Origin of the sequence: Haloprofundus sp. MHR1 (genome assembly GCF_005155585.1) — an archaeon.
Classification (GTDB): Archaea; Halobacteriota; Halobacteria; order Halobacteriales; family Haloferacaceae; genus Haloprofundus; species Haloprofundus halophilus.
In genome coordinates this window covers 2,916,176-2,936,932 of the sequence record NZ_CP039833.1, presented here as the reverse complement: position 1 = coordinate 2,936,932, position 20,757 = coordinate 2,916,176, and the positions used below count along the sequence as shown (strand labels likewise).

17 protein-coding genes are annotated in these 20,757 nt (G+C 66.2%); 9 read left to right on the top strand and 8 right to left on the bottom strand.

Annotated elements, in window-relative coordinates; genetic code table 11:
* Positions 1–17: 17 nt before the first annotated feature.
* The gene (locus FCF25_RS14835) at positions 18–287 is read right to left on the bottom strand and encodes a hypothetical protein (protein WP_254425866.1); all 270 of its coding nucleotides are present in this window, start codon (positions 285–287) and stop codon (positions 18–20) included.
* A 127-nt stretch (positions 288–414) separates the two neighbouring features.
* On the opposite strand from FCF25_RS14835, the gene cdd reads away from it, so the two are divergent.
* The 3 genes from cdd to FCF25_RS14820 all read left to right on the top strand — a co-directional run bounded on the left by cdd (position 415) and on the right by FCF25_RS14820 (position 3,220).
* Positions 415–831 carry a cytidine deaminase gene (gene cdd / locus FCF25_RS14830; RefSeq protein WP_137049235.1) on the top strand — a complete coding sequence of 139 codons (417 nt, stop codon included), beginning with the start codon at positions 415–417 and terminating at the stop codon, positions 829–831.
* A gap of 259 nt (positions 832–1,090) precedes the next feature.
* Positions 1,091–1,915 carry a nucleoside phosphorylase gene (locus FCF25_RS14825; protein ID WP_117591089.1) on the top strand — a complete coding sequence of 275 codons (825 nt, stop codon included), beginning with the start codon at positions 1,091–1,093 and terminating at the stop codon, positions 1,913–1,915.
* Between the two features lie 138 nt (positions 1,916–2,053).
* Positions 2,054–3,220 (top strand): NAD(P)/FAD-dependent oxidoreductase, encoded by a 1,167-nt coding sequence (locus FCF25_RS14820; protein ID WP_137049234.1) that lies wholly within the window; start codon positions 2,054–2,056, stop codon positions 3,218–3,220.
* A 195-nt stretch (positions 3,221–3,415) separates the two neighbouring features.
* Here the strand turns inward: FCF25_RS14820 and FCF25_RS14815 are convergent, their stop codons facing one another.
* The gene (locus tag FCF25_RS14815) at positions 3,416–3,949 is read right to left on the bottom strand and encodes an Rrf2 family transcriptional regulator (protein ID WP_117591091.1); all 534 of its coding nucleotides are present in this window, start codon (positions 3,947–3,949) and stop codon (positions 3,416–3,418) included.
* Between the two features lie 202 nt (positions 3,950–4,151).
* On the opposite strand from FCF25_RS14815, the gene FCF25_RS14810 reads away from it, so the two are divergent.
* Positions 4,152–5,069, top strand: a complete 918-nt coding sequence (locus FCF25_RS14810) for an NAD(P)-dependent oxidoreductase (RefSeq protein WP_137049233.1) — start codon at positions 4,152–4,154, stop codon at positions 5,067–5,069.
* Here the strand turns inward: FCF25_RS14810 and FCF25_RS14805 are convergent.
* A complete protein-coding gene (locus FCF25_RS14805) occupies positions 5,066–6,424 on the bottom strand; it encodes a DUF389 domain-containing protein (RefSeq protein ID WP_137049232.1) in 1,359 nt (452 codons plus the stop codon). The two genes, FCF25_RS14810 and FCF25_RS14805, sit on opposite strands and share 4 nt — an antisense overlap.
* A 132-nt stretch (positions 6,425–6,556) precedes the next feature.
* Between FCF25_RS14805 and rocF the strand changes: the two genes are divergently transcribed.
* Positions 6,557–7,465 carry an arginase gene (gene rocF / locus FCF25_RS14800; protein ID WP_137049231.1) on the top strand — a complete coding sequence of 303 codons (909 nt, stop codon included), beginning with the start codon at positions 6,557–6,559 and terminating at the stop codon, positions 7,463–7,465.
* 69 nt (positions 7,466–7,534) lie between these two features.
* The gene (locus tag FCF25_RS14795; protein WP_137049230.1) at positions 7,535–8,920 is read left to right on the top strand and encodes a DUF389 domain-containing protein; all 1,386 of its coding nucleotides are present in this window, start codon (positions 7,535–7,537) and stop codon (positions 8,918–8,920) included.
* On the opposite strand, the gene gyrA is transcribed toward FCF25_RS14795, so the two are convergent.
* Positions 8,815–11,325, bottom strand: a complete 2,511-nt coding sequence (gene gyrA, locus FCF25_RS14790) for a DNA gyrase subunit A (protein WP_137049229.1) — start codon at positions 11,323–11,325, stop codon at positions 8,815–8,817. The genes FCF25_RS14795 and gyrA overlap by 106 nt on opposite strands.
* Before the next feature lie 8 nt (positions 11,326–11,333).
* The gene (gene gyrB, locus FCF25_RS14785) at positions 11,334–13,250 is read right to left on the bottom strand and encodes a DNA topoisomerase (ATP-hydrolyzing) subunit B (RefSeq protein WP_117591097.1); all 1,917 of its coding nucleotides are present in this window, start codon (positions 13,248–13,250) and stop codon (positions 11,334–11,336) included.
* A gap of 443 nt (positions 13,251–13,693) precedes the next feature.
* On the opposite strand from gyrB, the gene FCF25_RS14780 reads away from it, so the two are divergent.
* The 3 genes from FCF25_RS14780 to FCF25_RS14770 all read left to right on the top strand — a co-directional run bounded on the left by FCF25_RS14780 (position 13,694) and on the right by FCF25_RS14770 (position 18,249).
* Complete coding sequence (locus FCF25_RS14780; protein ID WP_137049228.1) at positions 13,694–16,114, top strand: DNA topoisomerase VI subunit B; 2,421 nt, start codon at positions 13,694–13,696, stop codon at positions 16,112–16,114.
* Position 16,115: 1 nt separating this feature from the next.
* Positions 16,116–17,216, top strand: a complete 1,101-nt coding sequence (locus FCF25_RS14775; protein WP_117591099.1) for a DNA topoisomerase IV subunit A — start codon at positions 16,116–16,118, stop codon at positions 17,214–17,216.
* Positions 17,217–17,343: 127 nt separating this feature from the next.
* On the top strand, positions 17,344–18,249 hold the full coding sequence (locus tag FCF25_RS14770; protein WP_137049227.1) for a DMT family transporter: 906 nt from the start codon (positions 17,344–17,346) through the stop codon (positions 18,247–18,249).
* 6 nt (positions 18,250–18,255) lie between these two features.
* Here the strand turns inward: FCF25_RS14770 and FCF25_RS14765 are convergent, their stop codons facing one another.
* From FCF25_RS14765 to FCF25_RS14755, 3 genes are all read right to left on the bottom strand, one after another.
* Entirely contained in the window at positions 18,256–19,077 is an 822-nt protein-coding gene (locus FCF25_RS14765; protein ID WP_137049226.1) for a zinc ribbon domain-containing protein, read from the bottom strand.
* A gap of 117 nt (positions 19,078–19,194) precedes the next feature.
* Positions 19,195–20,034 (bottom strand): alpha/beta fold hydrolase, encoded by an 840-nt coding sequence (locus tag FCF25_RS14760; RefSeq protein ID WP_137049225.1) that lies wholly within the window; start codon positions 20,032–20,034, stop codon positions 19,195–19,197.
* A gap of 6 nt (positions 20,035–20,040) precedes the next feature.
* A complete protein-coding gene (locus FCF25_RS14755) occupies positions 20,041–20,742 on the bottom strand; it encodes an MBL fold metallo-hydrolase (RefSeq protein WP_137049224.1) in 702 nt (233 codons plus the stop codon).
* Positions 20,743–20,757 lie beyond the last annotated feature (15 nt).

The window sequence follows — 20,757 nt, the reverse complement described above, 5'->3', positions numbered from 1 at the left end:
TCCGTTCGACGCTTCGACTACACTCGGTCGCGTTCTTCCACCCGAGAGACGAACTCCACGGCGCCGAACAGCGCACCGAGCGCTACCGTCGCCAGAACCGCGCCGTAGAGCGCCATCGGTATCGGACTCACTGGCAGCGTCGCGACGCCGAGAAGGTCGATAGACGCGCCCGCACTGTTCTCGCCGACGAACAGGCCGATGAGCGCCGCGACGAGCACGACGACGGCGCCGACGCCGAGGAGGATGCGCCGACCGCGGCCGGATTCCTTCACGTCGAGTTCGTTCACGGTCGAACTCTGTGGCGTCGGCTATAGACTCTTTCTCACTGCGACCGAGACGACACCGAGTCCGGTGCCGGAATCCACCGATCCGTGGCGGAGCGATTATACCCGCCGCGTGCGATGACGAAACCCCATGGTCGACGAACTCGTCGAGAAGGCGCGCGCGGTGCTCTCGAACGCTCACGTTCCGTACTCCGAGTACCGCGTCGGTGCCGCGCTCCGAACCGCCGACGGTACGGTGTTCGTCGGGTGCAACATCGAGAACGCCAACTACAGCAACAGCCTCCACGCCGAGGAGGTCGCCATCGCCGAGGCGGTGAAGAACGGCTACCGCGAGTTCGACCGCATCGCCGTCTCCTCGGGCGTCCGCGACGGCGTCACACCCTGTGGCATGTGCCGACAGACGCTCTCCGAGTTCTGTGACGACGGGCTCGTCGTCGTCTGCGACGAGGGCGGCGAGCGGGCCACCGAGTACACCCTCGGTCAACTGCTGCCGAACACCATCTCCGAGGGGACGCTCTCGGACGCCGAGCGCTCGGGCGAGAGCTAACGCGTCGCCGTTCATTTTTCCCCGCGGAGTCCCGTATAAATCGAATGATTTATACTGTTAACGGGTAACAAGCGACACGCCCGCGTAGCGATATCATACTATCGTCTGTCATCCCACCAGCGCGCGTCGCCGACGCCGTCCACGGTCGTCGGTGAGCCGTCGCGGGCGTTTCCATCCACCGAGCGACCGCGTCGTCGGACGCGCTCGTCGGGTCCTGCGCACCACCGGTTTATTTGTCGCATCGTCCCCGAGAGCGGATATGACCGACACCGACGCCAGCGAGGACCCCAACGACGAGGTCCAGTACCACATCGAAGTCGCCGAGGGCGACGTCGCCGACGCCGTGTTGCTCCCCGGGAATCCCGAGCGCGTGGACAAGATAACCGCGCTGTGGGACGACTACGAGGAGGTCGCGTACCACCGCGAGTACCGCACGGCGACGGGAACGTACGACGACGCGCCCATCTCGGTCACGTCGACCGGTATCGGCAGTCCCTCGGCCGCCATCGCCGTCGAGGAACTCGCGCGCGTCGGCGTCGAGACGTACATCCGCGTCGGTTCCTGCGGCGCGATTCAACCGGAGATGGAGGTCGGCGACCTCGTCATCACCTCCGGGGCGGTGCGACAGGAGGGGACCAGCGCCGAGTACGTCCGCGAGGACTACCCCGCCGTCGCCGACCACGAGGTCGTCTCGGCGCTCGTCGCCGCCGCGGAGCGTCTCGGCTACGACTACCACGTCGGCCTGACGATGAGCGCCGACAGCTTCTACGCCGGACAGGGTCGGCCGGGTCTCGACGGCTTTCGCGCGGCGGGCAGCGAGTCGCTCGTCGAGGAACTGCGGGAGGCGAACGTGAAGAACATCGAGATGGAGGCCAGCGCGCTGTTGACCATCGCCAACGTCTACGGCCTCCGCGCGGGTGCGGTCTGCTCGGTGTACGCCAACCGCATCACCGGCGAGTTCCGGACCGAGGGCGAGTCGCGGGCGGCGGAGACCGCGAGTCTCGCCGTTTCGCTTCTCGCGCGGATGGACGAAGTCAAACGCGAGGCGGGCGTCGACCAGTGGCACGCCGGCCTCTCGCTGTAAACCGACGCACCCGCCTCGTTTCCCCCGAACGGCCCCGTCACGGAATCGGGACGCACCCCAAAATTCGTTCGCTCTCGCGCGCGACGAGGCCGTTCTCGTTCCAAAGCCCCTTTATCGTATGACTCCGCAAATAGACGCATGACTCAGAAGGTCGTCGTTCTCGGTGCCGGGTACGCCGGTGCCGGCGCGGTGAAAGCGTTCGAAGACGAGATCGAAGACGGCGAAGCCGAACTCACGTGGGTCTCGGAGCGAGACTACCACCTCGTGCTCCACGAGGTCCACCGGGTCATCCGCGACCCGAGCGTCGAGTCGAAAGTCGCCGTCCCCATCGACGACGTGAAATCGCCGGAGACGGACTTCGTGAAGGGTCACGTCGAGAACGTCGACGTCGACGAACGCGTCGTCGAACTGAGCGACGACCGGACCGTCGAGTACGACTACCTGCTCGTCGCCCTCGGCAGCGACACCGCCTTCTACGGCATCGAGGGTCTCGAAGAGTTCTCGCTCACGCTCAAGAGCCTCGACGACGCCCGCGAGATTCACGAGCAGATCAAGGCGGCCTCCGAAGACGCCTCGCGCAGCGAACCCGCGCAGGTCGTCGTCGGCGGTGCGGGCCTCTCGGGCATCCAGGCGGCGGGCGAGATCGCGGAGTTCCGCGACAAGCACCGCGCGCCCATCGAAATCGAAATCGTCGAGGGGCTCGACGAGGTGTTCCCCGGTAACGACCCCGAACTGCAGGGCGCGCTCCGCAAGCGTCTCGACATCCAGGACATCGACGTCATGACCGGCGAGTTCATCTCGAAAGTCGACGAGGAAGCCATCTACGTCGGCGACGACACCGAACTCGACTACGACGTGTTCATCTGGACCGGCGGCATCACCGGCCAGAAGGAGGTCGCGGAGGCGAAACTCGACAAGGACGAGCGCTCGAACCGCATCTTCGCGGGCTCTGACTTCTCGACGAGCGACGAGCGCGTCTTCGCCATCGGCGACTCGGCACTCGTCGACCAGGGCAACGACAACGTCGCCCCGCCGACCGCGCAGGCGGCGTGGCAGGCGGCGGAGGTCGTTGGCGAGAACCTCGCCCGCACGATTCGCGGTCAGCCGCTGAAGACGTGGACCCACAGGGACAAGGGGACGCTCGTCTCCGTCGGCGACATGGCCGTCGCCCACGGCGTCCAGGGCGTGCCCGTCCAGACTTTCGGCGGTCCGGGCGCGAAGTTCCTCAAGAAGGCGGTCGCGACGCGCTGGATCGCCGACATCTCGTCGCCCAAGCGCGCGTTCACCGCCTGGGACGACATGTAAGAGACGGCCGCCTCGCGCGGCCCGCCCGACTTCCCAGACTTCTCGACTACTCGGTCTTTCCTCTCTCCGTTTCCGGACACCGTCTGCGACGAGCGACGGCACTGGTTTTCGGGCGTCGCTGTCGACGTCTCGGCGTCGTCACTCCGAGCGTAGAAGAGAAGAACCGTAGAAGACGAAAGAGCGTCCCCGAACCAGTTAGTGTTCCGGCTCCTCCGCGGGAGCGACCATGTCGTCGATGCGGAGAATGAGGATGTTGCTCGTGTCGTCCTTCCCGTCGACGGTTCCCTCGACGACGAGTTTCGATAGCGGCGTCGGGCCGACGGTGACGTTGTCGCCTTCGTGGAAGTCACGGACCGATCCCTGGAGGTGAATCTCCGCGCGGCAGAGCTCCGGGTGGTGGACGCTCGAGAGGTCGATCTCCTCGACGTTGGCGTTCTCGACGCGCTCGCCCTCGTGGAACAGCGGCACCGTCGCGGGTTCGTCCATCTCCTGGACGTCGAGCGCCTCGTAGGCGTTCGCCGTCGGCTTGTAACCGCCCTTCGGACCCGGGACGCCCTCGACCAACTGCAGCGCCTTCAGGCTCTGCATCTGGTTGCGAATCGTCCCCGGATTGCGGTTCACCTCCGCGGCGATATCTTCGCCTTTCACTGCGTCCTCGGCCTGACGGTAGAGATTTATCAGGGCCGTGAGTATCTGTTTCTGGCTCGGGGTGAGCTCGATAGACGACATAAACGAACGTTCGTAATTGATGTTCTTAAATTCGACGGATAACCGGTTTTTTGGTGATTATTATGGCGATGCTGTTGACTCGGTGACTGTCTCTTCAGAGAATGTCTGTTCGGTGACGTTCGACGCCTCAGTCCAACCTGAAACGTTCTGTTTCGCCTTAACGTATCGGTAGGCCTTTACCGCCACCTCTGGCCGTACACGTATGCAGAATCAGCGAGTTCTCGTCACCGGCGGGGCCGGATTCATCGGGTCGAACCTCGCGAACCACCTCGCCGTCGACAACGACGTGGTGGCCGTCGACGACCTCTATCTCGGTACCCCCGAGAACCTCACCGACGCGGTCGAGTTCGTCGAGGGGAGCGTCCTCGACGACGACCTGCCCACCGACGTCGACGTGGTGTTTCACCTCGCGGCGCTCTCGTCGTACGCGATGCACGAGGAGAACCCGCGTCGCGGCGCGCGCGTCAACGTCGAAGGGTTCGTCAACACCGTCGACCAGGCTCGACAGGACGGCTGTGACACCGTCGTCTACGCCTCTACGTCCTCCATCTACGGCAGTCGAACCGAACCGTCGCCCGAGTCGATGGCCGTCGAGGCGCGAACCGGCTACGAGGCGTCGAAACTCGCCCGCGAACGCTACGCGGAGTACTTCCACAACCACTACGAGCTGTCGCTCGCGGGGATGCGCTTCTTCTCTGTGTATCAGGGCTTCGGCGGTGCGGAGGAACACAAGGGCCAGTACGCCAACACCGTCGCGCAGTTCGCACACAAAATCGCTAACGGCGAGCGGCCCGAACTGTTCGGCGACGGCTCGCAGACGCGCGACTTCACCCACGTCGACGACATCGTCCGGGGACTCGAACTCGCCGCCGACCACCGGCTGCAGGGCACCTACAACCTCGGAACCGGCGAGAGCTACGACTTCAACGAGATGGTGGCGATGATAAACGAGGTGCTCGGCACCGACGTCGAACCGGAGTACGTCGAGAACCCCCTCGACGTCTACGTCCACGACACGATGGCCGACGCCTCGAAGATGCGCGAGGAGACGGGGTGGGAGCCGACAATCGGCTTCGAGGAGGGCGTCCGCCGCGTCTGCGAACCGTACCTCGGCGACTAAGCGGGTACGGGTCTCGGTCCGCGAACCGACCGACTCGACTGCCCGGCCTGTTGCCCCTCGCGGAACTCGACGGAGACGGCGACGTCACGCCCGGTCTCCTGTCGAATCCGCTCGCGGAGCGTCTCCGCGAGATTCGGATACGACTCGTCTGCCGGCCGCAGCACGACGACGGTCACCTCCGGCGTCTGTCCGAAGTGGCGCGCCATCCCCACCTCCGTCTGCATCGACGTGAGTTCGAGTTCGCCGTACTGGTCGTCTTCCAGCACCTGCTCGACGGCGGTGTTCACGTCGTTGTCGAACCCGATCTGACCGACGAGCAGGCCGCCGGCGCCGACGAAGATACCCCCGAGCAGTAGCAGCGCGACCACCGCTCCGAGATACTGCGGGCGGTCGTCCGTCTCGGCGGAGTCACCGTTGTTGACCTCGCGGGTGTTCTCGGTCCACGAGTCGGGTCGGTAGCCGAGATACCAGAGCACGAGAAACGCCGAGACGTTGACCGCCACGGCGTTCGCGACGAGCAGCACGCCCGCGCCGAGGTAGACGCTCGGCAGGCCCCACGCCAACCCGATGCCGACGGCCGCCGCCGCCGGAATGAGCGCCGCGGCTATCATGACGCCGACGAGCGAGACGGGCAGTGCCGTCGCGAGGCCGAACGCCCCGGCGGCCCCCGCACAGAGACCGACGAGCAGCGAGAGCAGTCCGGGAGAGATTCGCTTGCTTATCTGGCTGACCGTCGAGACGTCGAGGACTGACGTGACTATCTGGCCGGACTGCAGGAGCAGTCCGAGCGCGAACGCACCGAGAATCGCCGCGCCGAAGCCGAAGAACTGCTGTGCGAACCCGATACGAATCATCCGGCGGTCGTTCAGCGAGATGCCGACGCCGGCGATGAGCGCGGAGCCGACCTGCGGCGCGATGACCATGGCGCCGACGACGACGGCGGGCGAATCCAGAAGCAGACCCGACGCCGCGACGATGGCGCTGAACATCGTCATCGAGTAGTACGTCAGCTTGCTCCGGTGCATGTCGAGCGCCTTCGCGCGAATCTCCTCGCGCGCCACCGCGTCGTCCTCCTCGACGCCGGCGACGAACCGTTCTTCGAGTTCGTGGTAGTTGCGGGTTTTCGCCGTCTCGGCGCTGGCGATGACGGTGTACTCCCGGTCGTCGACGCCCGCGTCGCGGAGCTCGTCGATGACGTAGCCGACGGCCTGCGTCGGGAGCGGGAACTCGACGAGCACCGTGTCCTCGCGCTCCGTCGCGTTCTTCGTGACGACGAAGTCGATGTTCTCTGTCTCCAAAACGTCGACGACGTTCTGTTTGTTGGCCTCGTCGACGAGGAGTTTGATGAGCCGCATCTACTCCAAGAACACGCCTTCTCGCCTTGAGCGTGGCGGACAGTCGCATACGACGAAACGTTGTGTTCACGTCACTGTCGGGTTCGCAGGGGGAATCGGAACCACTACCCGCTCGGTCACGAACGTTCGGGTATGACCCGAACGGTCCGAATCATCGGAGCACCGACCGACTACGGGGCGAACCGACGCGGCGTCGACATGGGGCCGTCGGCGATTCGCTACGCCGGTCTCGCCGAGCAACTGGAGAACGCGGGCGTCGTCCCCGAGGACGCGGGCGACCTGCCGGTTCCGCGAGCCGAGGAGCGCGACCCGGAAGTGAACCAACCGTCGCAGGGACACGCGAAGTTCCTCCGCGAGACCGAAGAGGTCTCGAGGCGACTGGCCGACGACGTCGCCGACGCCCTCGACGACGGCGTGACGCCGCTGGTGCTCGGCGGCGACCACTCCGTCGCCATCGGGTCGCTCGTCGGCTCCGCGCGCGACGCCGACATCGGGGCCATCTGGTTCGACGCCCACGGCGACCTGAACACGCCGACGACGACGCCCAGCGGTAACGTCCACGGGATGCCGCTGGCGGCCGGTCTCGGCATCGCCGACTTCGGCGGCGTCGAGTGGGCGAACGCGCCGGGGCTCGACCCCGAGAACGTCGCCCTCGTCGGCCTCCGCAGCCTCGACGACGCCGAACGCGAACTCATCCGCACCACCGACCTCACGGCGTTCACCATGTCCGACATCGACGAGCGCGGCATCACCGACGTCGTCGACGACGCGCTCGACGTGGTCACCGACGGCACCGACGGCGTCCACGTCAGCCTCGACTTGGACTGGCTCGACCCCAAGGAGGCCCCCGGCGTCGGAACGCCCGTCCGCGGCGGCGTCAGCTACCGCGAAGCGCACTCGGCGCTGGAGACGGTCGCTCGGTCGGAGGCGATGCGCTCGCTCGAAGTCGTCGAGGTGAACCCCATCCTCGACGAACACAACGAGACGGCCGAGTTGGCGACGGAACTGGCCGCGAGCGCGCTCGGAAAGACGATTCTCTGACGACACAGCGTCACTCACCCTGAATACACAGACACCCCGTTTTTGCGGCTCTCCGTCGCTACTTTTCACGTGCGCCACGTCCACATCTTCGTCCCCGCCGAGGAGCGCCCGGCGGTCGAAGAGACGCTCTCGGAACTCGACGTCGACTACGCCGTCACGAGCGACGGCAGCGGTACCGAGGCGAAGGTTCTCTTCCAGTTTCCCGTCCCCGTCGACGGGGTTCGAGAGGTGCTCGAAGACCTTCACGACGCCGGGGTAGAGGAGGGGACCTACACCGTCGTCGGCAGCGCCGAGGCGGTGTTGACGCCGAACGTCGACCGGCTTCAGAAGCGGTACGCGCAGGACTTCACCCCGTTGGCGGAGTTCGAACTCCAGTCGAAAGCCGAGTCGTTGAGCCGCGACGACTACTCCTACGTCTGGATGCTGTTTCTCAGCGCCATCATCGCCACGGCGGGGTTGCTCATCGACTCGCCGGCCATCGTCGTCGGGTCGATGGTCATCGCGCCCATCATGGGGCCGATACTCACCGCGACGGTCGGCGCGACGACGAGCAACTGGGAGATGTGCGTCGCCGGCGTCCGCCAGCAGGTTCTCGGCCTCGGCGTCGCCGTCGTCGGCGCGACGGTCACCGCGTTCGCGCTGAAGGAACTCTCGCTCGTCTCGTCGACGCTCGCCCCCGCGAGCATCGAACTCGTCAGCCTCCGCCTCGCCCCCAGTTCGGTCGCCATCCTCGTCGGCGTCGCCGCCGGGGCCGCGGCGACGTTCGGCGTCACGACGAAGGGGCCGCTGTCGCTCATCGGCGTGATGGTCGCGGCGGCGCTCATCCCCGCGGCGGGCGTCACCGGCATCGGCGTCGCGTGGGGTGCGCCGCTGCTCGTGCTCGGGACGCTGTTGCTTCTGGCCGCGACGGTGCTCGCTATCGACGTCGCGATGATCGCCACGCTGTCGTTCTTGGGGTACCGCTCCAGCGTCGATAGCCTCCGCGGCTACCTGCAAAACGACGCCGTCAACGTGCCCGCCGTCGCGCTCGCGGCGCTGGTTCTCTTCGCGGGAGTGGGCGTCGTCACGGTCGGGACGGTCCAGCAGGTGAACTACCAGCGGACGGTGAACCAGCAGGTCGAAGAGGTGCTTGGGCAACAGCGGTACAGCGACCTGCAGGCGACGAGCGTCAGCGTCCAGTACGCCTACCCGGTCGGCTTCGCGGAGCGAGAGACGGTGACCGTCACGGTCACGCGGACGACCGACCGGTCGTACTCGTCGCTTCCGAGCGAGATACAGCGGGAGATACGCGCCGAGACGGGACAGAACCCCGTCGTCCGCGTCCGGTTCGTCGACTACTCGCAGACGAACTACTCGTCGTCGGCGTCGGCGGTCGGCGTCTCTTCGGATTCGATATCTGACTCCGCCTCTTCGCCGACGCTCGCGGCCGGAATCACGTCGACGGCGGCGACGTAGTCGCCGTCGTCTAAGTCCATCACGATGACCCCCATCGTGTTGCGACCGTACTTCGAGATGTCGTCGACGCGGGTGCGCATTATCTGGCCGTCCTCGCTCATCACGAGCAGGTGGTCGCCGGAGGCGACGGCGTCGATGGCACAGACCGTCCCGTTGCGGTCGTTGGTTTTGATGTCGATGAGACCCTTGCCGTTGCGGGACTGTTTGCGGTAGTCTTCGAGGTCGCTGCGCTTGCCGTAGCCGTTCTGCGTCACCGTGAGCAACCAGTCGTGCTGGCCGGGGTCGACCGCAGCGACGCCGGCGACCACGTCGCCGTCGGTGAGGCGGATGCCGCGGACGCCGCGGGCGCTGCGACCCATCGCGCGGACTTCGCCCTCGTCGAACCGGATGCTCATGCCGCCCTCGGTGGCGACGACGAGGTCGCGGTCGCCGTCTGTCACCTCGACGTCGACGAGTTCGTCGCCGTCTTCGAGGCGGATGGCGCGGATACCCGTCGAGAGGATGTTGGCGAAGTCGTCGACGGCGGTCCGCTTGGCGTAGCCGTCGCGGGTGACCATCGTGAGGAACTCGTCGTCGTCCATCTCGTCGGTGTTGACGACGGCCGTTATCTCCTCGTCGGCGTCGAGGTCGAGCAGATTGACCGCGGATTTTCCGCGGGCGGTCCGACCCATCTCCGGTATCTGGTACGTTTTCAGTTGGTAGACCTGCCCGTGGGTGGTGAAGACCAACAGGTAGTCGTGGGTGTTGGCGAAGAAAACGGAGGAGACGCGGTCGCCCTCCTTCAGGTCGGTGCCGATGATACCCTTCCCGCCGCGGCCCTGCGCGCGGAAATCGGCGGCGGGCATCCGCTTGATGTAGTCGTCCTCGGTGACGACGACGACCATGTCCTCCTGGGGGATGAGGTCCTCGCGGGTGACCGTCCCGGTGTCCTCGATGAAACTCGTCCGGCGCTCGTCGCCGTACTCCTCCTTCACGTCGCGGAGTTCGTCTTTGATGACGCCGAGCAGTTCGGACTCGTTTTCGAGAATCTCGTTGAGACGCTCGATGGTCGCCTGCACCTCCTCGTACTCGTCTTCGATGGCCTCGGCCTCCATCGAGGTCAGCGAACCGAGCTGCATCGCGACGATGTGGTCGACCTGCGCCTCCGAGAAGTCGTACTCCGCTATCAGCGCCTCCTTCGCGTCGTCGCGGCTCTCGGAGTTGCGGATGAGGTCGACCACGTCGTCGACGTTCTCGAGCGCGGTCAACCGACCCTCGAGGATGTGCGCGCGGTCTTCGGCCTCTTCGAGGTCGTACTCGCTGCGGCGGCGCACGACCTCGCGGCGGTGGTCGACGTACTCCTCCAGCGTCTCCTTGAGGGTGAGCACGCGGGGTTCGCCGTCGACGAGCGCGAGATTGATGACGCCGAACGTCGATTCGAGGTGGTGTTCGAGCAACTGGTTCTTCACAACCTCGGGCATGGCGTCGCGCTTCAGTTCGACGACGATGCGGATACCGTCGCGGTCGGACTCGTCGCGCAGGTCGCGGACGCCCTCTATCTTGCCCTCGTTGACGTTGTCGGCGATGCGCTCGACGAGTCGCGCCTTGTTCTCCTGGAACGGGAGTTCGGTGATGACGATGCGCTCGTCGTCTTCGACCTCGTACTCCGCGCGGACGCGGATGCGACCGCGGCCGGTTTTGTACGCCTGGTGGACGGCGTTGCGGCCGACGATGTTAGCACCCGTCGGGAAGTCCGGCCCCTTGACGAACTCCATCAGGTCCTCGATGGTGCAGTCGGGGTTGTCGATGAGGTGAACCGTCGCGTCGATGACCTCCGCGAGGTTGTGCGGCGGGATGTTCGTCGACATCCCGACAGCAATCCCGGAAGAGCCGTTCACGAGGAGGTTCGGGAACGATGCGGGGAGCACGTCCGGCTCCTGCAGGCGGTCGTCGTAGTTCGCGCGGTAGTCGACGGTGTCCTTCTCGATGTCCGAGAGCAGTTCCTCGGCGATGGCGGACATGCGCGCCTCCGTGTACCGCATCGCCGCCGGCGGGTCGCCGTCGACGGAACCGAAGTTGCCCTGGCCGTCGACGAGCGGGTAGCGCATGGAGAAGTCCTGCGCCATCCGGGCGAGCGCGTCGTAGATGGCGGAGTCGCCGTGCGGGTGGTAATCACCCATCGTCTCGCCGACGATAGAGGAGCTCTTTCGGTGCGAGGAGCGCGCGGTGACGCCCGCCTCGTGCATCGCGTAGAGGATGCGGCGGTGGACGGGTTTGAGGCCGTCGCGGACGTCCGGGAGGGCGCGGCCCGCGATGACCGACATCGCGTAGTCGATGTACGACTGCTCCATCTCGTCTTCGATTCGTGCGGTCTTGACGCGCGCGGCCTCCGCGTTCGCGTCCGGGTCGGGGAGTTCTGAACTCATGTATCAGATTAAATGTCCACCCACTCTGCGTCGGTGGCGTGGTCTTTGATGAACTGTTTTCGCGGTTCGACGGCGTCGCCCATCAGCACGTTGAACATGCGGTCGGCCTGGGCGGCGTCCTCGATGGTTATCTGTTTGAGGATGCGGTTCTCGGGCTCCATCGTCGTCTCCCACAGCTGCTCGGGGTTCATCTCGCCGAGCCCCTTGAACCGCTGGATGCGCGTCGGGTTGCCGTTGCACTTCTCTTCGACGATGCGCTCGCGTTCTTCCTCCGTCATCGCGTCGTACGTCTCGCCGCGGTAGCGGATGCGGTACAGCGGCGGTTGCGCCGCGTACACGTAGCCGGCCTCCAGAAGCGGCTTCATGTGACGGTACAGAAGCGTGAGGAGCAAAGTACGGATGTGCGCGCCGTCGACGTCGGCGTCGGTCATCAGGATGATCTTGTGGTAGCGGGCGTTCTCGATGTCGAACTCCTCGCCGATGCCCGCGCCGATGGCGGTGATGAGCGCGCGCACCTCGTTGTTCTCCAGAATCCGGTCGAGACGGTGCTTCTCGACGTTGAGAATCTTCCCGCGGAGCGGGAGGATGGCCTGATTGTGCCGGTCGCGGCCCTGTTTGGCGCTCCCGCCGGCGGAGTCACCCTCGACGATGAACAGTTCGGACTCCGCGGGGTCGCGGGTCTGACAGTCGGCGAGTTTGCCGGGCAGCGCCGTCGATTCGAGCGCGCTCTTGCGGCGCGTCAGCTCTTCGGCCTTCTTCGCGGCTTTCCGGGCTTTGGCGGCCTCGGCGGCCTTGCGGATTATCGCCTGCGCCGTTCCCGGGTTCTCCTCGAAGTACGTCGAGAGGCGTTTGTGCGTCGCGCTCTCGACGATTCCTCGGACCTCGGAGTTGCCGAGCTTCGTCTTCGTCTGCCCCTCGAACTGCGGGTCGGGGTGTTTGACGGAGATGACCGCGGTGAGTCCCTCGCGGACGTCCTCGCCGCGGAGGTTGTCGTCCAGGTCGTCGATGAGTCCCTGCTTGCTCGCGTAGTCGTTGACGACGCGGGTGAGCGCCGTCTTGAACCCGGTGAGGTGGGTACCGCCCTCGCGGGTGTTGATGTTGTTGGCGAAGGCGTGGATGGAGCCCTGCAGCTCGTCGGTCGCCTGCATGGCGACTTCGACCTGGATGTTCTGGTCCTCGTCTTCGAAGTAGACGACGTCGTCGTGAAGTGCGGTCTTCGTCTCGTTGAGGTACTCGACGAACTCGCGGATGCCGCCGTCGTAGTAGAACGTCTCCGAGTCGTCGGAGCGCTCGTCGGTGAGCGTGATTTCGACGCCGGAGTTGAGGAAGGCGAGTTCGCGGAGACGGGTGGCGAGCGTCGAGAAGTCGAACTCCGTCGTCTCGAAGATGTCGGAGTCGGGCCAGAACTGGATGGTGGTTCCGGTGCTCTCGTCGGGGTCGAGGTCGCGGACGCGCTCGAACTCGCCTTGTTCGGGTTCGCCCCGGTCGAAGCGGTGCTTCCAGACGCCGCCGTCGCGCTTGATCTCGACCTCGAGCCAGTGAGAGAGCGCGTTGACGACGGAGACGCCGACGCCGTGGAGGCCGCCGGAGACCTGGTAGGATTTGTTGTCGAACTTCCCGCCGGCGTGGAGGACGGTCATGATGACCTCGACCGCCGGACGCTCGTACTGTTCGTGGGTGTCGACCGGGATACCCCGGCCGTTGTCGGAGACCGACACCGAGCCATCGTCGTGAATCGTCACCTCGATAGCGTCACAGTGGCCCGCGAGGGCTTCGTCGATGGAGTTGTCGACGACTTCGTAGACGAGATGGTGGAGTCCACGAACGTCTGTAGAACCGATGTACATCGCCGGACGTTTCCGGACGGCTTGCAGGCCCTCGAGGACCTGAATCTGCCCGGCGCCGTACTCGCTGTCTTGGGACATAGAATCTACCTCAGCTAAGATACCGCCCTCCTTAAAGCCCTCGCACGCGCGGGCGCGCGGACACCAAATAAACCACAGAGGCGACGTTCGACGACCCGGCGTTCGGAGCGGACGGACGACGTTCGTCGCGTCCGAGCGCCGCTCGCTGTGACGATACCGAGATGACCTACGAATAGTTTTCGACTGTACGACCGACGAAACGACCCGACGCTCCGAGTCGCCTTTCGGCGGTCGCCCGTAACCGTCCGGAAGGGGGTTTCGGGCGTCGAACCCCTGGGGGAAGCCCACCGACAACGCCACTCTTCGAACATCGTACTACTCGGTTGTGCGAGACATTTCGGAAGGCGAACCGTTCGGTGTGCGAACGGCTCTCACTCCGATTTTCACTTTCACCCTGGTCCCGAACAGGTTTTAACCGTCCCGTCGATAACTGGATTCACAGAATGACCTCGTTTCAGTCGACACTCGGCGACGAGGCGGGAATCGCCGACGAGCTGGCGCAGAACCAGCGGTCGATTTCCATCGCCGAGTTCTTCGAGAAGAACAAACACATGCTCGGCTTCGACAGCGGGGCCAGAGGGCTGGTCACCGCCGTCAAGGAGGCCGTCGACAACGCCCTCGACGCCACCGAAGAAGCCGGAATCGCCCCCGACATCTACGTCGAAATCGCCGAGGCGGGCGACTACTACCGCCTCGTCGTCGAGGACAACGGACCGGGCATCACCAAAGAGCAGGTGCCGAAAGTGTTCGGGAAACTGCTGTACGGCTCTCGCTTTCACGCCCGCGAGCAGTCGCGCGGGCAGCAGGGTATCGGTATCTCCGCGGCCGTCCTCTACTCGCAGTTGACGAGCGGGAAACCCGCCAAAATCACCTCCCGAACCCAGGGAAGCGCCGAGGCGCAGTACTTCGAACTCGTCGTCGACACCGACAAGAACGACCCCGAGATTCGCGAGTCGCGCGAGACCTCGTGGGACCGCCCGCACGGCACGCGCATCGAACTGGAGATGGAGGCGAACATGCGCGCGCGCCAGCAACTCCACGACTACATCAAGCACACGGCGGTCGTCAACCCCCACGCGCGCTTCGAGCTCCGCGAACCCGGCCTCGACGCGCCTCTCAAGTTCGAGCGCGCGACCGACCAGCTCCCCGCCAAAACCGAGGAGATTCGCCCGCACCCCCACGGCGTCGAACTCGGCACGTTGCTGAAGATGCTCGACTCGACGGACTCGTACTCGGTTTCGGGCTTCCTCCAGGAGGAGTTCACCCGCGTCGGACAGAAGACGGCGTCGAAGGTGCTCGACAACTTCCGCGACAACCACTTCGGCCGCGAGATGTCGTGGCCCGCCGTCGCCGACGCCGACGAACTCGAAGCCGAAATCGCCGACGCCGTCTCCGGGAAAGGTCCGGACGCGACGGCTCAGTTCGCCGGCGGCGTCGCCGACGTGCTGACCTCCCGCGAGCGGACGAGCCACTTCCAACTCGTCGACATCGTCGACAACGTCGCCGAGACGGTGCAGGAGGAGACCGGAAAGACGTTCGGCGAGACGGTTCGAGAGAACGCCGTCGACGCCGCGTGGGCCGAACTGACCCGCCACGAGGAGACCGACGAGGGTACCGAGTCGGCGCTGGTTCCCTCGATACACGCCGCCGTCGACGAGGCGACGAGTACGCAGAAAGACGACGCGACGGTTCACGGCCTCGCAGAGCGCATCGCCCGGAAGTTCGCCGCGCTCGACGACGACAGACACCGCCTCTCGCGGAAGACGCTTCGAGCGCTCGTCGACGACGCCGCCGACGCCACCGTCGAGTACGACGACGCGACGTTCGGCGAGACGGCCCGCGAGAACGTCGTCGACGTGCTCTGGAACTCGATGCGGACGGTCCCCGACGACGCGCCGCCGGTGCGCGAGGTCGCAGACGACCGCGACGCCGCGAGCGACCTGCTCGAAGCGATGCGCGTCACCGACATCCTCGCGCCGCCGACGGAGTGTCTCTCGCCCATCACCGCCGAACTCGTCGAGGCCGGACTCCGGAAGGAGTACGACGCCGACTTCTACGCAGCGGCCACCCGCGACGCGGAGGTCCACGGCGGCGACCCGTTCATCGTCGAAGCCGGTATCGCCTACGGCGGCGAACTCGCCGCAGAGGGACGCGTCGACCTGCTCCGGTTCGCCAACCGCGTCCCGCTGGTCTACCAGCGCGGCGCGTGCGCCACGACGGACGTGGTCAAGGGTATCGGCTGGCGAAACTACGGGTTGGACCAACCCGGCGGCAGCGGGATGCCGAACGGCCCCGCGGTCATCATGGTCCACGTCGCCTCGACGAACGTCCCGTTCACGAGCGAGTCGAAGGACGCGCTGGCGAACATCCCGGCCATCGAAGACGAGATAGAGCTCGCCATCCGCGAGGCCGCCCGCGAACTGAAATCGTACCTGAAGAAACGGCGCTCGATGCAGCAGCGCCGCCAGAAGCAGAACGTCCTCGGGAAGATTCTCCCCGAGATGGCCGACAAGGTGTCGGAGGTGACGGGACGAGAGCGCCCGAACATCGACGGCGCGATGGCCCGCATCATGAACAACGTGAGCGTCGAACGCCGCGTCGACGGCGACGAAGTGACGCTCAGCGTCCGCAACTACTCGGACCGAAGCGAGGAGTTGGACATCACGGACATCGTCTCGGTCGAACCGCAGGGGCTCAACGGCGAGGCGAGCGTCGTCGACCTGGACGGCGAGTGGTTCGTCCAGTGGAAACCCGCGGTTCCGTCGGGCGAGACGGCGACGCTGACCTACACGGTCGGCGCGGATGCAACGTTCGACATCGACGTCGACGGTGTCGAGACGGAACGACTTACGGTGAACGCATAATATGAGTTCAGACACGGAGCTACAGGAGGAGAAAGCCCGCGAGCGTCTCATCGACCTCGCGGTGGAGTTCTACGACCAGTTCGCCGGCGGGCAGATTCCGGAGATGAAACTGCCCACCCGGACGAAGAGCAACATCGAGTACGACGAGGACAGCCACGTCTGGGTGTACGGCGACCGGACGAGCACCCGCAGCGCCAACAGCGTCCGCGGCGCGCGGAAACTGCTCAAAGCCGTCTACACCATCGACTTCCTCGCCCAGCAGTTGGAGGAGGACCGCTCGTCGACGCTGCGTGAGTTGTACTACCTCTCGGAGTCGTGGGACTCCGAGGAGGCCGGCTTCAACGACCAGGACGAGTCGAACCAGCTGGTTGAGGACCTCGAAATCGTCTCGAAGGTCACCCGCGAGGACTTCCACATGCGCCCCGAGGAGTCGGGCGCGACGCTGATGGGGCCGCTCCGCATCCGCGAGCAGACGCGGCGCGGAGAGCGCGAAATCCACTGTCAGGAGGACGTCGGCGAGGGCGGCTATCAGATCCCGAACAACCCCGACACCATCGAGTTCCTCGACCACGACATCGAGTTCGTCCTCTGCGTGGAGACCGGCGGGATGCGCGACCGACTCGTCGAGAACGGCTTCGACGAGGACCACGGCGCGATGGTCGTCCACCTGAAGGGTCAACCCGCCCGCGCGACCCGCCGCATCACGAAGCGACTGCACGACGAACTCGACCTGCCCGTCGTGGTGTTCACTGACGGCGACCCGTGGTCGTACCGCATCTACGGTTCCGTCGCCTACGGGTCTATCAAATCCGCGCACCTCTCGGAGTACCTCGCCACGCCCGAGGCGAAGTTCGTCGGCATCCAACCGCAGGACATCGTCGACTACGACCTGCCGACGGACCCGCTCAGCGACTCGGACATCAACGCGCTCGAAAGCGAGTTGGACGACCCGCGGTTCCAGACGGAGTACTGGACCGAACAGATAGAGCTCCAACTCGACATCGGCAAGAAGGCCGAGCAGCAGGCGCTCGCGTCCCGGGGGCTGGACTTCGTCACCGACACCTACCTCCCCGAGCGACTCGGCGAGATGGGTATCCTGTAGGGACACGCGACGGCCGGTCGCTTCACGGCGTCGCGTTCGACGACGCCGTCGAACTCGTTTCCGGTATCGGGAAACCGGCGACGCCGTACCGGTAGACGCTTCTACGGTTCCCGAAAAGAGTAGCTCGATGAGCGGAGACGCCGAACCGGACTCTCGCTCCGAGACCGTCGGAGTCGCGTTGGTCGTCGTCTCCGCGTTCGGCTTCGGCACGCTGGCGGTTCTCGGGGAGTTCGCCTTCGACGCGGGGTTGAACATCTCGTCGGTGCTCGCGCTGCGCTTCGCACTGGCGGCGGCTCTCGTCTGGACGCTCCTCGCCGCGCGTCGACGCCGGTCCGACGCGTCCGGGCGGCTCCGACTCCGCGGACGACTACTCGCCGTCGCGGTCGGACTCGGCCTCGTCGGATACACGGGACAGAGCGCGCTGTTCTTCTGGGGGCTCGAGTATCTCACCGCCGGCGTGACGACGCTCGTGCTCTACACGTACCCGGCGTTCGTGCTCGTGCTCTCGGCGCTGTTTCTCGGCGAACCGCTGACGCGACGGCGACTCGTCGCCCTCCCGCTCGTCCTCGGCGGGGTGGCGCTCGTCGCGGGCGTCGACCCCGCCGGCGTCGCCCCCTTCGGGGTCGCCATCGTCCTCGGGTCGGCGCTCGTCTACTCGGGCTACATCGTCGTCAGCCGGGTCGCGCTCGCGGATACCGACGGTCTCCTGCTCGCGGGGTACGTCCTCCCGGCGGCCGCGGTTTCGTTCTTCGTCTACGGGACCGCCACCGGCTCGCTGGCGTTGCCGGCGACGACCACCGCCTGGTCGACGGTCGTCGGTATCGCCGTGCTGTCGACGGTGGTTCCCGTCGTGACGTTCTTCGGCGGTATCCGACGAATCGGTGCGTCGCGGGCCGGTCTCGTCAGTACGGTCGAACCGATAGTCGCCGTCGTCCTCGGCGTACTGTTGCTCGACGAACCGTTCCCGCCGGCGGCGTTCGTCGGCGGCGCGCTCGTCCTCGTCGGCGTCTGGCTCATCCACGCGGAGTCTTGACGACCCTCAGGCCGTCTCGTAGAGTTCGCTCGGTTCTCGCTCGACGGCCGACACGCCCACGTCCTCCTCGGCCGCACAGCGACGACAGTAGCTGTTCGACCCCTCCTCGTGCGTCTTCACCGGAACCCCGGCAAGGTACGTCTTCTCGGCGAACGTTCGCTTCACGCCGCCGCGGGCGCGCTCGCCGCAGACGACGCAGCGCTCGCGCTCGCCGGCGGCTTCGGTGTCGACGCTCCGATTTCGGCCGAACGTCGTCAACGACTGCTCCCTGTCGAGTCGCTTTCGGACCGGCGGCAGTAGCCCCAGTCCTGCAGTCAGGAGCAGCAGTCCGACGAGCAGGTCCCCGACGCCGAGGACGCCTGTCGAAAACACGGCGAGCGACACGAATACGAGCAGAATACCGGCGACGAAGCCGCCCGCCGTCGCGAGGTCGACGCCGAACTTCGAGCGACTCTCCGACCGACCGTCGACCCACCGCTCGGTGCCGTCGGCTCTCAGTTCCGCCCGCGACGCGCCGAGCGAGTAGCGGTACCACGCGTAGACGGCGTTGCCGATGCCGCCGGTGACGAGGAACAACAGGACGTGGACCGGAATCGACCCGAAACCGCGCTTCCTGACGACGACCCTGTCGCCGTAGTCCTGTTCTATCTCCCAGCCGTGGACGGTGTACTCGCGGACTCGCCGGCGGAACGGGGAGAGCGTCGCGCTCGCGGCCGACTCGGTGGAGGACGAGACGGCCGTTCCGCACCGCGAACAGAACGACGCCCCCGCCGCGAGGCGGGCACCGCAGTCCGCACAGAAGTTCGGTGTCTCCGATTCGGGGACCATGTTCGAAAATCGACACGCGCGCGACAAGTAATTTACGTGACCCGGAACTCGGGCGGTTACGCAGTCCGGAACTCGCGCGGTTACGCGACTCGGAACTCGGGCGACTCGACTCGTCGCTCAGTCGAGTTGCGCCACCGCTTCGCTTCGGTCGCGCAGGAATCGCCGTATCGTCGCGTCGGCGGTCGCCCGCCGCTCTTCGAGCGCACCGTGTCCGACGCCGCCGAGCAGTGCGAGTCGACCGTCGGGAATCCCCGCGGCCGTCTCGCGCAGAATCTCCTCAGTGAAGAAGTGGTCGTGCGCGCCGCCGATGACGAGCGTCGGCGCGTCGACGTCGACGAGTCGCCGCCGCGTATCGTGTTCGAGACACGCACGACAGGAGACGGAGACGTCCGAGCCGACGAGAGGGTCCGGAACCGACGCGTCGCCGACCAGCCGGAGCAGTGGCGGGTAGACCAACGAGCGATAGCCGCCGTACGTCACGGCGACGCTGTCGAGGAGAATCTCGCGCCAGTCGCCCCGCTCGGCCCAGGAGGACCACCGCCCGAGCGTGTCGGCACCCCGTTGGCCGACGTAACAGCCGCTGACGCCGAGGACGAGACGCCGAGTCAACTCGGGGTAGTCGGCGGCGAAGTGCTGGGCGACCAGCCCTCCCATCGAGAGACCGAGAATCGACGCCGACCCGATGTCGGCCACCACCTCCGCGTAGTCGGCGGCCATATCACGGGTCGTGTGCCCGGCGGGCATCCCCCGCGGACGGCTGATGACCCAGACGGTGTACTCGTCGGTGTAGCGACGGTACGCGTAGTTTGCGAGCAGTTCGGCGACTAAGCGGGATGGCTCTCTCCCCGAGAGAGGGTCGCTCAGACCCGGAAAGACGACGAGTCGGCGCGGGCCGTTACCGACCCGGTGGTAGGGGTGTCGCCCGTCGAGATGTCCGTAGTCGATGCGATTGCGCACGGGCGTTCACCGCTCGTCCAGCACGACGGGGACGCCCCGCGACGCGATGTCGGCGGCGAACGCGCGCGAGTCTGTCTCCAGGTCCTCGAACGTGTCGTAGTGGATGGGAAGGACGAGGTCGGGGTCGAGCGTCTCCGCGAGGTCGGCGGCCTCCCCGCGGTCCATCGTGAACGCGCCGCCGATGGGCGGCAGGAACAGCGACACCTCCAGTTGCTCGTGACCCTCCAGCGCGTCGGAGTCGCCCGGCCAGAAGACGGTCCGGCCGCCCACCGCGAGGAGGTAGCCGACGCCGAACCCTTCCGGGTGGTAGGGTTCGCCGTCCTCGCGGGTGTGGGGGCCGCCCGGTTCGTTGTACGCCGGGAGCGTCCACACGTCCGCGCCGTCGACCGAGAAGCGGTCCTCCTGACCGAGCGTCACCACCTCGTAGTCGAGTCGGTCGAGCGGCGTCACGTCGCGGTCCGTATCGCCGGCGTCGATACCGCCGTAAGCGACGACCGTCGCGTCCTCCTTCGCCACGCGCTCGATGGCGTCGGGGTCGTAGTGGTGAACGTGCGTGACGCAGACCAGATCCCCGTCTCCGGCGTCGTAGCCGTCGAGGACGCCGTAGCGACCGGGGTCGAGGTAGGCGACGAACCCCTCGGGCGTCTCGATTCTGACCGTCGCGTACCCGAACCAATCGACGGAGAGACCGTCGTGTCGAATCGTCATACAGAGTGAGTCGAA

Coding starts and splice junctions, on each gene's coding strand:
- cdd (WP_137049235.1), top strand. CDS start 415: ATGGTCGACGAACTCGTCGAGAAGGCGCGCGCGGTGCTCTCGAACGCT.
- FCF25_RS14825 (WP_117591089.1), top strand. CDS start 1,091: ATGACCGACACCGACGCCAGCGAGGACCCCAACGACGAGGTCCAGTAC.
- FCF25_RS14820 (WP_137049234.1), top strand. CDS start 2,054: ATGACTCAGAAGGTCGTCGTTCTCGGTGCCGGGTACGCCGGTGCCGGC.
- FCF25_RS14815 (WP_117591091.1), bottom strand. CDS start 3,949: ATGTCGTCTATCGAGCTCACCCCGAGCCAGAAACAGATACTCACGGCC.
- FCF25_RS14810 (WP_137049233.1), top strand. CDS start 4,152: ATGCAGAATCAGCGAGTTCTCGTCACCGGCGGGGCCGGATTCATCGGG.
- FCF25_RS14805 (WP_137049232.1), bottom strand. CDS start 6,424: ATGCGGCTCATCAAACTCCTCGTCGACGAGGCCAACAAACAGAACGTC.
- rocF (WP_137049231.1), top strand. CDS start 6,557: ATGACCCGAACGGTCCGAATCATCGGAGCACCGACCGACTACGGGGCG.
- gyrA (WP_137049229.1), bottom strand. CDS start 11,325: ATGAGTTCAGAACTCCCCGACCCGGACGCGAACGCGGAGGCCGCGCGC.
- gyrB (WP_117591097.1), bottom strand. CDS start 13,250: ATGTCCCAAGACAGCGAGTACGGCGCCGGGCAGATTCAGGTCCTCGAG.
- FCF25_RS14780 (WP_137049228.1), top strand. CDS start 13,694: ATGACCTCGTTTCAGTCGACACTCGGCGACGAGGCGGGAATCGCCGAC.
- FCF25_RS14775 (WP_117591099.1), top strand. CDS start 16,116: ATGAGTTCAGACACGGAGCTACAGGAGGAGAAAGCCCGCGAGCGTCTC.
- FCF25_RS14770 (WP_137049227.1), top strand. CDS start 17,344: ATGAGCGGAGACGCCGAACCGGACTCTCGCTCCGAGACCGTCGGAGTC.
- FCF25_RS14765 (WP_137049226.1), bottom strand. CDS start 19,077: ATGGTCCCCGAATCGGAGACACCGAACTTCTGTGCGGACTGCGGTGCC.
- FCF25_RS14755 (WP_137049224.1), bottom strand. CDS start 20,742: ATGACGATTCGACACGACGGTCTCTCCGTCGATTGGTTCGGGTACGCG.